This is a genomic window from Priestia megaterium (assembly GCF_041941685.1).
GTDB lineage: Bacteria > Bacillota > Bacilli > Bacillales > Bacillaceae_H > Priestia > Priestia megaterium_C.
This window is the reverse complement of the sequence record NZ_CP130958.1, coordinates 2,527,181-2,539,824: the sequence shown is the minus strand read 5'-3', so window position 1 is coordinate 2,539,824 and position 12,644 is coordinate 2,527,181. Positions and strand designations below refer to the sequence as shown.

The following is a 12,644-nucleotide window of genomic DNA, read 5'->3' as shown; positions in this document are numbered from 1 at the left end:
ATGTAATTAAGGGAGAGATTAGATGAAGAAAAAGGGTATCATCTCATTACTATCTGTAGGTTTACTAGCTTCCTCACTATCAGTAAGCACAACTCAAGCAGCTGAGAATAACTATGAGTCTTCAAAGAAAACAATTGAAAGCCGGTTGAAGTCTGATAAACCGTTAAATCATAATGTTATTAATCCCCATGCGCTAAGGGAAATTGAAGAACAGACTTTAATTTCATTAGAAACACCTAAAGGTTTTTCTATGAAAAAATTTAATGCATCAAGTGCAAGTATTAAGGGCAGTAGTGGTCAGCCAATGTATGAAAGTGAGCCCAATGACGATTTCAAAATAGCAGATACACTACTAAACGAGAGAGTAACATTCGGGCAATTCGACGATACTCTTGATATAGATTTTTATAAGGTGAACGTATCTGGAAAAGGGACTTTACTAGTAGCGGGTGGAACAGACACTACTTCCAATATCGATTTACTATTTTTAGCAACTGAATATGAATATCAAGATCATGGTTATTTAGAATACTTAGGTTCTGAATATGATGATGGAGTGGAAGTGCAAGGATATAAAGTTAATAAAGCGGGCACGTATTACATACCTGTTTTAGATCTAAACGGAAATGATTATGATGCTATATATGGAATCTCTACTCAATTTGAAGCTGACAAAGATACTGTTGCGCCAAATAAACCTATTGTTAATAAAGTAGACAATAACGATAAAGTTATAACTGGTAAAGCGGAAGCAGGTTCAACTGTAACTGTTAATGTAGGTAAAAAACGAATTGGGTACGCAAAGGCAAGTTCAAATGAATCATTCTCTATTAGTATTCCAGTTCAAAAAGCAGGCACTACGCTGAATGTAACTGCTAAAGATAGTGCGGGAAATGTAAGTAAACTTACCTATATAACAGTTGTAAAGGCTGACGTTACTCCACCAAATAAGCCAGCAGTTAATAAAGTAGATGATAATGATAAGGTTGTGACAGGAAAAGCAGAAGCTAACTCTACCGTAACTGTTAATATAGGGAAGAATCGAATTGGGTATGCAAAAGCAAATTCAAAGGGATCATTCTCTGTTAGTATCCCTGTACAGAAAAAAGGAACTAAATTAAATATAACTGCTAAAGATGCTTCGAATAATGTAAGTAAAGTTACGTATGTAACGGTTGTGAAACATTAAAATTGATGAACTGTTTAGATTATCTGCGATGCATTAAGTGGTAAATCAATCCAATAATAATCACAAAAACTAAAATCAGACTGTTAGGATAGCAGGATAGATAATATTATAAGCAGACCAATTGTGTCTGCTTTTTTATTTAGTGTAAAATACATAATTCCGTAGTAAGTACACTTATTTAGACCTAATTGAGGCCTAAAACTTTATTATTAATAAGGGAAGATTATAATGATGATTCCGTTCTTGAGGGTTTATAGAATGAACGGGAACAAAGGGATAAGGAAAGAGCTAAATTATGTACCAAAGAGAACGGATTTTCATCCTCTCTTTAAAGAAAGCTGGTTTAAAGGGTATAGAGTGCTCTCATCTAAAATGATAATTTTCGATGAATATTCGAGATGTTCATTATAACAAAGCAGCAAATTATGATAAAAATCCAGTAAAAGACCGACATAAAAACCATTTTCCTCCGAAAACAAACCAGAGCGATTGATAAGAATATTTTCGTGTTTTTTAACGATTCTTTGAGTTCTCTTTATAATTTTTACCGCATCTTTCATTTTATACATTTCATTTAACTCTTCCGCAAATATGTGGAGGTCTTTTTGTATGGTCTTTCTAAGCGCTGCATTCATTTCTTTAATATTCTGCGGTACTTCTTCCAGAATAAATTGCTTTATCATCTTCCGCAAATATGTGGAGGTCTTTTTGTATGGTCTTTCTAAGCGCTGCATTCATTTCTTTAATATTCTGCGGTACTTCTTCCAGAATAAATTGCTTTATCATAATGAAATCAGACTGTACTGGCTCGTGCAAAAAGCTTAGGTAAATACGAAGAGTGTTATACGCATCATACATCGGATTGTGCTTTTTACCCTCAAACTGCAAATTATATAAAGCTAACCCATTTTCTACTGATACGTTATTTTTAGAAACACGCTTTGTAAAAATCGCTTGAAAATCAACATAACGCTGTTCTATTTTTTTTATAGTAGCAAGAGAGATTTCGTGCTTTTCCGCATCTATTTTTAAACGAGATAAATCGCTGGTAGACCAAGAGAAAAAACGGGATTTTTTAATTCCGCCAATCCAGGTTAAAAAGTCTTCAAAAACATTTTTAAAATTACTTGCACCGACTAAATCAGTATCTTTAATACCGGTTAACTCTGTGCAGAAGCGGCTTAAGGACACCCGTTTTGTCGGTTGAATATAACGGTCAAAAAACTCAATGTCTTCTGTCTCGATATTGTACTTCACCGCGCCGAGCCGAATGGCTTCCATATCTTCAAACGGCATTCCTTTGTTTGAACACAGCATTTCAAAATCAAAAAAAATAAATTGTTTTACATCTGCCATATTCTATGCTCCTCTCTCTAACAGGTTATTATAAGGGAATAGCGGTGAAAGAGAAAGAACCAATAAATTCCAAACGTTGAGAATAACAATAAATTATTTCAAAAGGCTAGGGGACGCTTATCAGTTTCTAGGTAGCGGAAAAGTTTTTGAAGCTCTTCGAGGGACATATAAACAGGAAGCTTTTTGTCTGATTTTGGCGCTTGGATGTCAGCAGTGAAGTCTGACTTCATATAATTTTCTTTTAAACGATATTGACTAAGTAGCTTGATATATGGCGTTGTAACGTTCTAGGCTTAATTCGATGATTAATTACTTAATTCTGTACAAAACGACGTATGCTTGAAGATGTAAGGTCATCCAAATCAAGTGAGCGATTATTTTCTTATAGGAAGTCTTGATAAAGCCTTAAAGCAAACGAGTAACCAAGACAAAGCAATAGGTGATATGTATTCCAAGGATCTAAGAGCAAGGGAGACCCTAACGATTTTATTTCTTTTTCTAGTTTACATAATATATATTCTAGGAACCAATAGATAAAACAAAAATTCTGTCTCGTTATAAAAGTATACTTATGATAGTGAGACAGAATTTAAAAATGAGATAGGGTTTGTGTTTATATGTTTTAACTTACTAAACTAATTATCAGCAAGGTTTGTTCAATTAGAACAAATCTGAATATGATTTTATAGAATGCATATTGATTTCACCAGATTGTTTTTAAGTTTGATCAGTTCGATTTATATTTATAGATTTTGAAAAATAAATGAGTTTACTTGTAGGATTTAGATTTTATACTCATTTATTTTTTCTCATCGTATTCTCAATGAACTCTTTGCAAATTGATAAAATCTGTTTACGTTTAATCTTTTAAGGATTTATTTGCTACAGAACGTATATTTTTCATTTAGTACATATGTTTGCATTAAATGGATTTTTATTCATTCACAAAATTCAAAACCTCGTATTTTCTGTAATAAAATACATAAAATAGTATTTTTATTCTATCTGATTCCTTGTTAAAATCACTGAAAACCCCTTTCTTATCAGCTTTTTAGTGATTTTAGTTGTAGTTTCCTTTTTCATCGGGTATAATATTAAACAAATAGATGACGGTATAAATTGGATGTCATTATCCAGTTTTAAAGGAGCGATACTCATGAACATTACAATTTATTATGGAAATCATGAAGATAAAACAATTCATACAATGGATTGTCACGTAGATATCGATTTAGATGATGAAGATATGGTAGCTTTAACAGAAGCTCGTTAATGAATATATAAAAGGCTGTGGATGCTTTTCATCTGCAGCCTTTTATTTTTTGCTCCCCCTCTCCTCTTTAACTTCTACTAACCGCTACGTTTTAGAAACCTTAGTTACTTTTATTATAAAATTTTAAATTCTCCGTTAACTTCTCTTTACTTTTCGACATTTTTTTTGTATCATTAGATAAGAACGTATGTTCGATTTATTTTTTATCGTATTGATGATCACAAGGAGTGTTTTTGAATGACGGTACGAAAAAGAAAAAGAAAGAAGCTCCCTCCTACCCTATCCAATACAGGCTTTATTGGAGCAACGTTTGCTGATACAGATGAATTAGCACGCAACGAATATCACTTTCCTCGTAAGCAAATGAAAATTACCCATCATGTCTTAGATGCCTTGCTTCAAGGGGCAACGCACTTATTTCAACAGCATAAAGTTGAAGCCGCTATCTCATGCGTGTATCTGCCTAAGTACAAGAAGATTGGTTTAGTCCTTTCTAAACAGCCTTTTGGCCGCAATGAAGGCATTGGGTATTTTATTAATTACTTAAAGGAAATCGGACATATTGAGTGGGATGAAAAAACGAAAGACTACGAAATACATAATACGAGTTTTATCGGCGTGGTATTTGCAGATCTAGAAAAAATTGCTAAGTTCACCTTCGACTTTGAGCTGGAATTGCTGTCGAAATTCGTTAAAGACTTAATTATTCCTGCCAAAGAGCTGTTCTTGCAGCATAATGTAAAAGCGTATCTCTCAGGCGTTGAAAATGAAGATCAGCATAAAGTAGGGTTTGTTTTATCGATCAAGCCTTATGATGAACGTAAGGAAGCAGACTTATATTTTGTGGAGTATTTAAAAGAACGTGGTTTATACGAAGAGGACGAGTCTGAAGAAGAGCTAGTACCTATTCATACAAAATGGAGCTTATTTAAATAACATACGTTATACCCGCTGTCTTAATAAGACAAGCGGGTCTTTTTTTGCTTTTTTACTAAAACCCAAAACAAATTAGTAGCAAGTACTAATAGTTAGTAATATAATAATAGTAATGATAAAAAATCATTGATATCTATAATATAAGGAGTCGTTTTTATGATTCAACTAAAAGATTTAGTTCCAAGTGAACATTACAACTTAACAGAGGAAATTGAAAAACATGCATCCGATCAGCTTGCGTTAAAGTGGCAGGACGCTGACGGTGTGCGTGAAGAAATTACATATAACCAGCTGTTAGCAAAAGCCAATAAAGTGGCAAACGGGTTAACAGAGCTAGGTTTAACAAAAGGCGATCACGTTTTAGTTATTGCGCCTCGCCTTATTGAATCGTACGCTATTTACTTAGCATGCTTAAAAGCAGGTATTATTGTAATTCCTTCTTCAGAACTATTACGCGCAAAAGATATCCAATATCGTTTACATCACGCTGAAGCAAAAGCGATTATTTCTTACCATCCTTTCTGCAATGAGATCGATAAGATTGAAAACTTCCCTACTTCTCTACAACATAAAATTACGTTTGGTGCTGATGTTACGTCATGGACGCGCTTAGAGTCACTTACGGTTGATGCATCAGAACAGTTCCAAGCAGCTAAAACAACTAAGGATGATACGGCATTCCTTCCTTATACATCTGGTACAACAGGACAGCCAAAAGGCGTTGTTCATACTCATGGATGGGCTTATGCTCACCTTCGTATCGCAGCTGCTGAATGGTTAGATATTAAAAAAGGAGATACGGTCTGGGCAACAGCAGGTCCTGGTTGGCAGAAATGGATTTGGACTCCGTTTTTATCTGTGCTTGGACAAGGTGCAACAGGCATTATCTATAATGGACGTTTTGAACCTAAAAAGTTTTTAGAAATTTTACAGGATGAAAAAGTAAACATACTGTGCTGCACGCCAACAGAATACCGCTTTATGGCTAAAATTGATGAGCTTGAACGTTTTGACCTGTCTCACCTTCATAGCGCTGTATCTGCCGGAGAACCGCTAAACGAAGAAGTGATTAATGTGTTTAAAAAATATTTTAATATCCAAGTACGCGATGGATACGGACAAACGGAAAATACCCTTTTGATTGGTACTTTAAAAGGTGTAAAAACGAAGATTGGTTCAATGGGTAAACCGATGCTTGAAGGATTTGTAGAAATCATTAATGAAGAAGGCCAACCTTGTAAGCCTGGAGAAGTTGGAGACATTGCCGTTCGCAGAGACCTCCCTTCTCTTTTCAAGCACTACTATAAAGACATGGAGCGCACTGAGAAAACGTATAAAGGAAACTACTATTTAACAGGTGACCGCGCTTCTAAAGATGAAGAGAACTATTACTGGTTCCAAGGACGCGGAGATGATATCATTATCAGTTCCGGCTATACAATTGGGCCATTTGAAGTTGAAGATGCATTAACTAAGCATCCAGCGGTGAAAGAATGTGCCGTTATAGCTAGCCCAGATGCTGATCGCGGCCATGTTGTAAAAGCGTATGTTGTTCTTGTCGATCATGTAAAAACAACAGATGCAGGTTTTATTAAAGAGCTGCAAAATCACGTAAAGACTTTAACTGCACCTTACAAGTATCCTCGCGTAATTGAATTTATTGATGAATTGCCAAAAACTAATTCAGGTAAAATTCGACGTGTGGAACTTCGTGAACGCGAGCAACAAAAAGCATAATAAATGAAAAAAAGACGTATCTGTTAGGATACGTCTTTTTTTATTAGATAGCATGCTGTGAAGTACGAACATCTACCGTTAAAACACCGGTATTTATGTTTGCGTACGCTTTAATGATGACAGGGTAATCTTTGTTGTTTGTGAACTTAAAATCAGGTCCTCCCCACGATACGGTTGCATCTCTTCCTTCAGGTACATAACCTACATGTTTTGAATGGTGAGACCTAGCTGTCACTTGAAGACCAGCGCCGTCAATAGCATTGAATAGCGTAGAAGATGTTTGGCAGATCCCTCCGCCAATTCCCATCACCAGCTGTTTGTTGATAATTTCAGGAGCAGGCTGATAGCCTCTTTCTGCTGTGCGCTCCCCAACTGTTTGATTATAAGAAAATGAATCTCCTGGACCTAATACAACGTTATTAATCGCTTCTGCGGATAGCTGAACATTTCTGTTTCGACTTGTATCACTTGGACGAAAACGTGTAGAATACGAAGCTAGCGATACATCAGCGATCCCTTGAGCAGATGCTGCCGTTACATTTGGAGCGGTTTCGTAAATCGGAACCTTTACATCCAATTGTTTCGTATTTAAGTTCTGCAGATTTTTAACAAGCTCTGCTTCTTTTAAAATGATTTGTTTGGACCCGCCGGTTAACGATCCATTTGCATCCATTTTTATGTTTTGCATAGGCGTGTCGATCCCTTTTGCCAGCTCAGAGGCTAATTGCTTAATTTCTCGGTCGTATACGTCTTTATCCTTGTAATGAACCGGCTTGAATTCTTTCATTACTTGTCCTGTGCGGGAATCTTTCAGCTGATACGTCAGGTCTTCGACTTTAAGGACTGGTTTTTTCTTTTTCTCAGTCTTTTTTTCTGCTTTTTTCGCTGCTTGTTTTTGTTCTATCGCGGCTGTTTGCTTTGCAGAATGATTGGTATACATGCTGTACGCAATAAACGCACTAACAATTGTCGCGCCAAGCAAAAGCGCCCCTAAGACTTTCTTCATGTAATTGAATCCCCCCATATCTCGGCTTTACCTCAATATGTTTTTTCTATAAAAATATGTATACATTCATTTTATACAAACATCTTATAAAAGACGACATGTCAAAGCGAATAATCACCATTTTTTATATTTTTTTCTTTGTTCAACACATGAGGTAAAGCGGAATGATGTTCATAGACCCCATTTTTTCTTATGAACTCAATAGAAAACAAATGTTGTATGCGTTTCCTATTATTACTATTCTTATATATAATAGCACGAAAACAAGGATTTTTTAACGAATTATGGTAATTATTTTTAAATTTTTCTGACAATTTTCGCAGTGTTGTTCATTTTTCTATGGGCATTATACATGGTATAATGGTAAAAATGGAATTTGTTTTATGAGGAGGATTTACGCTTGACTGAACGTTATAGCAAAGAAGAGATTAGTCATCAGCTAGAAAGTATAGATCATGTAAAAGAAGCTCTTTTAAAATATAAAAACACCGTAATCGGTGAGAAATATGATTTGCTTCCCTACCATTTAACTTCAACAAAAGAGGCAATCTTAAAGACCATTCACGATAAAAAAAGCTGTATTGTTAGCGATATCACAAAAGTACTTGGGCTCTCACCTGGTGCTATCACCATTGTATTAAATCAATTAGAAGATGATGAGCTTGTGAATCGTATTTATAAAAAGCAAAACCGCCGAAGCGTGTGGGTAGAGTTGACGGAAAAAGGCGAAAAAGTTGTCGAAATATTGCAAGCTACTCGTGTCGATTTTTGGTCAGATTTACTTTCACACTTATCAGAAGAAGAAAGAGATCAATACTTTCACATTATGAAAAAAATATCTCAAAAATTACAGCAATAAATATAAAAAAAGCGGCTATAAAGGCCGCTTTTTTATTATGCGTGTGCTAAGGCTTGTTTTTTCACTTCGTTTTTCAACACTTTTCCTACACTGTTTTTAGGAAGTGATGAAACAAATACAACAGTTGGCACTTTATATGGTGCTAATCGTTCTTTACAGAAGTTCACTACATCTTCTTCAGTTAAAGCAGATGCTTCTTGTTTAACAACAAATGCATATGGAACTTCGCCGTACACATCATCAGGCATGCCGACAACTGTCGCTTCTAACACACAATCTGCTGCTAGGACAACTTCTTCTACTTGATCTGGGTAGATGTTGTCTCCTCCATATACAATTACATCTTTATAGCGTCCTTCAATATAAAGAAATCCGTCTTCATCTAATCGACCTGCATCACCCATCGCTAACCAGCCATCTTGTAAGACACCGTTTGTTGCTTCTTCGTTTTGCCAGTAGCCTTTGAAAAGATAAGGGCTTCGTACAAGTACTTCACCTTTTTCTCCAGTTGGTACTTCTTGACGTGTATCCGGATCTACAATTTTCACTTCTACATATGGAGCAGGTTTTCCAGCAGAGCTTACTTTCTTCCATCCCATTTGAGGATGCCATGAACTGATAATCCAAGCTTCTGTGCTTCCGTACCCTTGAGCTAAAATCATTCCGTTACGATCATATTGTTCGATTAAAGACTCAGATACTTTTGTTCCGCCTGACACAGCAAGTTTTAGAGGGAAATCATAGTGATCTCCTTTTTCAAGCTCTTCTACAATGTACTTTAATGCCGGTGGTAGTGCAAACAGCATTTTAATGTTTTCTTTTTCAATTACCTCAATTACTTTAGCTGGATCTGTTTCTTCAGAACATACCATTGTGTTTCCTGTGTTAATGCACATGAATAAAATGCTCATCGAACTCATGTGAAAGAATGGATGAACAAACAAATAACGCATGCTTTTATCAATATTTGCACGTTCTTCCTGTCCGCCAGAATTTAAAAAGGCACTTACTGATCCGTGTGCAATCATACATCCTTTTGACTTACCTGTTGTACCTGATGTGAACATCATCAATGCTAGATCTTCAGGAAGTACTTTAGGAAGTGCTTCTGGTGTGTTTGTGTTATACCCTGAGAATTGAGTTGTAAATTCTTTTGCATCCTCAATTTTTAACGTAAAGCTAAGTCCATCCGTTTGTTCCGCTTTTTCTAATACAGACGTAAATTCATTGTGGTGGATAATCGCTTTTAACTGTCCGCTCGTAATAATGCTATCAAGCTCATAAGGTGTCATACTCTTACTTAATGGAACAACGACTGCTCCCACTTGTAAAATCCCCATTGTAACGACTGGGTAAGCAATGCTTGTATGAGCTAAAATACCAATACGATCTCCTTTTTGAATTCCTTTCTCTAAGAAGTAATGAGACAATTGATTTACTTTTTCATGAAATTCATTAAATGTATAACGTTCATTATGTTCAACTAGTGCTTCATGTTGAGGAGAAATCTCTGCACGTTCTGCGATTAAGTATTGTAATGTGTTCATTTTATCCTCTCCTTTGTCCGCTCGGACTAAATATTTCGTTCGTGAATATTTTAATGACTAAAACATAATAACAAAAATTTTTTCCGAAGTAAAAGTTTAAAATTATCAAAATGTGTTTATATAGGTTGTATCGGGAAATGTTAAAAGAGATACTGTTTTTAAGAAGTGTTGTATTACCAAGGGTTTGAGAAAATTTTACAAAATTTAAATAGTTCAGACACTGGGTTTAACGAACTATTTTTTTCCTTTTTTTGTTTGTAAATTAGTTTTTATTTCTTGTTTTTCATTTTTTTAATATATTTTCTTACTTTCCCCTTATTCACCGGATTTTGAGCTCATTTATTGAATGAAAACGGTGAATATGAAACAATAATGTATAAGTATTTGGATTTGAAAGGAGCAAATTTAGATATGAAAGTTCTTGTAATTGGTGCGAATGGTCAAGTAGGCAAACATATTGTAAACATTTTGAATGAAAGTGATGTGCACACTGTACGTGCGATGGTTCGTAAAGAAGAACAAGCAAAAGAACTTGAGGCAAGAGGTATCGAAACGGCTTTTGCAAGCTTAGAAGGCACTGTACATGAAATTAAGGAAGTGATGAAAGGCTGTGACGCCGTTATCTTTAGCGCAGGATCAGGCGGAAATACAGGCCATGATAAAACACTTTTAATTGATTTAGACGGTGCGGTAAAAGCGATGGAAGCTGCAGAAGATTTAGGTATTAAACGATTTGTGATGGTAAGCGCACTTCAAGCACATCACCGTGAAAACTGGAATACTTCACTAATTCCTTACTATGTAGCCAAACATTACGCAGATAAAATCTTAGAAGCAAGCGGATTAACATATACAATTGTTCGACCAGGCGGATTGTTAAACGAACCAGGAACAGGACGTGTAGATGCTGGGGAGAACAAAGAGCGCGGATCCATTCCTCGCGAAGATGTAGCGCGTGTGGTAGTGGAAACGTTAAGTGAAGATCATACATTCGGACGTTCTTTTGATTTAGTTTCAGGCGATACGCCTATCGCAGAGGCTATTCAATCTATTTAATATAAAAAAAGCAGCGAATACGTATTCGCTGCTTTTTATTTATCATTTAATACATGTACTAAATGATAAATCACTTTTGCTGTCAGTCCCCATATGACTCGATCTTCATAGTAATAAAAATGTTCTTCCATCTCTCTTGTTTGCCAATTATAATTTTCACCACCAATAATCGCGTCATAAGGAAAATTATGTTCGGGTTCTACTCTGAAATGGATATTGTGTATATCAGGTTCGGTACGCTGAAAAAAAGAAAGAGGCACGGTAAATACTTCTGCTACTTCCGAAGGATTCGGTCGAAGTTCAAGCGACTCATCAATAAAACCTACATAAGGATAAATGATTGTTCCGAATTGAGAAACAATATAATCTAAAGCTTGTACTTGCTGAATAGATTCAGGCGTAATCCCTAACTCCTCGGATGTTTCACGGATAGCCGTTTCTTTTTCGTCTGCATCCGTCTTCTCGACACGCCCTCCTGGAAAACAAATTTCTCCGGGCTGTCTTCGTAAATCGAGCGCTCTTACCTCAAATAAAACATGTAGTTCCCCTTGTTTTTCAATAAGCGGAACAAGAATACCGAAGCGAGAAAACTGCTCCATCCCAAGAATTGCCGGTATCCGATTTTCTAACTTAGCTATAATACGGGATGCATCCATACGTTCACTTCCTTTCACAAAATGAATTATCAAAAGAATAGCGAGTTATAAGCTACGATGTCAACTAACCTGCAAAAGAAAGCTGTTATCTTTAGTATATGAAGAGATCCATTCAATTGACACTACAATTGATAAAAATATATAACATGAATATAAATAAAAACAGATAGCATCGGCTACCTGTCTTTTTGTTTTGTTTTTAACAACCCATAAATAAGTAAAAAGAATGCAACCACACTGATAAGCAATCCTCCTACTTGCTTATCAGTGAGTCCAAAACGAAGCTGAAGCCAAAAGATAACCAAGCAAATCAAAATGACGCTGGTAGCTAAATAAAAGTAAATGCTGTAGAAAAACGGATTCGTTCTTTTCCGTTTGTAGACAAGTAGTGAGATGCCTATATACGTACCCAATAGTGTGAGTAATACAACAACTTCCGTTAATGTTCTCACCGCATTCTCCCCTCTCCCTTTTTCTTCTATACCCCGTTTCTTCTTTCATCAAAAGGAAGTTTGACTAAGGTATTTACAAAAAAACGCCCTTATGCCATAAGGCGGTTTCCTTCAATACGCTTTATCCTGGTTTGTATCATATATCAAGAGCAAAGGTAATGACTGCTTCACAAGCTAACTCGCTGTCTACAAATGCTTTTCCTTTTCCTCTTACAATCTTTCCGCGCTGCTTGAGAATCTCAAATTCTAAACGCAGTGTATCTCCTGACCTTACTTGACGCTTAAAACGACATTCGTCTATCCCCGCTAAAAAAGCAAGTCTTCCTTTTGGTTGGTCATCCGCAGCCATGGCAAATCCACCGAGCTGAGCAAGAGCTTCGACAATAAGTACCCCTGGCATTACCATATAGTCGGGGAAGTGGCCTTGAAAAAAAGGTTCATTTGCTGTTACTTGTTTAATTCCTATCGCAAGCTTTCCTTCTTCTTGCTCTAAGATGCGATCAACAAGTAAAAAAGGATAGCGGTGTTGAATGGTATGTTTTATTTGTTTTATATCTTTCATATGTATCGCTCCTTT

At 35.9% G+C, this 12,644-nt stretch carries 12 protein-coding genes; 5 read left to right on the top strand and 7 right to left on the bottom strand.

Annotated features, from left to right (window positions below):
• Positions 1–22: 22 nt before the first annotated feature.
• Complete coding sequence (locus tag Q5794_RS13115) at positions 23–1,189, top strand: Ig-like domain-containing protein (protein ID WP_214988097.1); 1,167 nt, start codon at positions 23–25, stop codon at positions 1,187–1,189.
• Between the two features lie 317 nt (positions 1,190–1,506).
• Here the strand turns inward: Q5794_RS13115 and Q5794_RS13110 are convergent, their stop codons facing one another.
• Together Q5794_RS13110 and Q5794_RS13105 are read right to left on the bottom strand one after the other, a co-directional pair.
• Entirely contained in the window at positions 1,507–1,824 is a 318-nt protein-coding gene (locus Q5794_RS13110) for a hypothetical protein (RefSeq protein ID WP_374989187.1), read from the bottom strand.
• Between the two features lie 4 nt (positions 1,825–1,828).
• Complete coding sequence (locus Q5794_RS13105; protein ID WP_374989186.1) at positions 1,829–2,545, bottom strand: 3'-5' exonuclease; 717 nt, start codon at positions 2,543–2,545, stop codon at positions 1,829–1,831.
• Positions 2,546–4,055: 1,510 nt separating this feature from the next.
• On the opposite strand from Q5794_RS13105, the gene Q5794_RS13100 reads away from it, so the two are divergent.
• Both Q5794_RS13100 and mbcS read left to right on the top strand, forming a co-directional pair.
• Positions 4,056–4,754 carry a hypothetical protein gene (locus Q5794_RS13100; RefSeq protein ID WP_025751830.1) on the top strand — a complete coding sequence of 233 codons (699 nt, stop codon included), beginning with the start codon at positions 4,056–4,058 and terminating at the stop codon, positions 4,752–4,754.
• A 156-nt stretch (positions 4,755–4,910) separates the two neighbouring features.
• Positions 4,911–6,491, top strand: a complete 1,581-nt coding sequence (mbcS, locus tag Q5794_RS13095; RefSeq protein WP_374989185.1) for an acyl-CoA synthetase MbcS — start codon at positions 4,911–4,913, stop codon at positions 6,489–6,491.
• A 43-nt stretch (positions 6,492–6,534) separates the two neighbouring features.
• On the opposite strand, the gene Q5794_RS13090 is transcribed toward mbcS, so the two are convergent.
• Positions 6,535–7,497, bottom strand: a complete 963-nt coding sequence (locus tag Q5794_RS13090; protein ID WP_214988091.1) for a VanW family protein — start codon at positions 7,495–7,497, stop codon at positions 6,535–6,537.
• A 400-nt stretch (positions 7,498–7,897) separates the two neighbouring features.
• On the opposite strand from Q5794_RS13090, the gene Q5794_RS13085 reads away from it, so the two are divergent.
• Positions 7,898–8,356, top strand: a complete 459-nt coding sequence (locus Q5794_RS13085; protein ID WP_013057155.1) for a MarR family winged helix-turn-helix transcriptional regulator — start codon at positions 7,898–7,900, stop codon at positions 8,354–8,356.
• A 35-nt stretch (positions 8,357–8,391) separates the two neighbouring features.
• Here Q5794_RS13085 and Q5794_RS13080 read toward each other — a convergent pair whose 3' ends face one another.
• Complete coding sequence (locus Q5794_RS13080) at positions 8,392–9,903, bottom strand: class I adenylate-forming enzyme family protein (RefSeq protein WP_374989184.1); 1,512 nt, start codon at positions 9,901–9,903, stop codon at positions 8,392–8,394.
• 411 nt (positions 9,904–10,314) lie between these two features.
• Between Q5794_RS13080 and Q5794_RS13075 the strand changes: the two genes are divergently transcribed.
• Positions 10,315–10,959: an SDR family oxidoreductase gene (locus Q5794_RS13075; RefSeq protein WP_013057153.1), complete on the top strand. Its 645-nt coding sequence runs from the start codon at positions 10,315–10,317 to the stop codon at positions 10,957–10,959.
• Positions 10,960–10,994: 35 nt separating this feature from the next.
• Here the strand turns inward: Q5794_RS13075 and Q5794_RS13070 are convergent, their stop codons facing one another.
• The 3 genes from Q5794_RS13070 to fabZ form a co-directional block, all read right to left on the bottom strand.
• Entirely contained in the window at positions 10,995–11,615 is a 621-nt protein-coding gene (locus Q5794_RS13070; RefSeq protein ID WP_374989183.1) for an NUDIX hydrolase, read from the bottom strand.
• A gap of 176 nt (positions 11,616–11,791) precedes the next feature.
• Positions 11,792–12,067, bottom strand: coding sequence for a hypothetical protein (locus Q5794_RS13065; protein ID WP_016764214.1), 276 nt, complete (start codon positions 12,065–12,067; stop codon positions 11,792–11,794).
• Positions 12,068–12,203: 136 nt separating this feature from the next.
• Positions 12,204–12,629 (bottom strand): 3-hydroxyacyl-ACP dehydratase FabZ, encoded by a 426-nt coding sequence (gene fabZ / locus Q5794_RS13060; protein WP_214988086.1) that lies wholly within the window; start codon positions 12,627–12,629, stop codon positions 12,204–12,206.
• Positions 12,630–12,644: the final 15 nt, after the last annotated feature.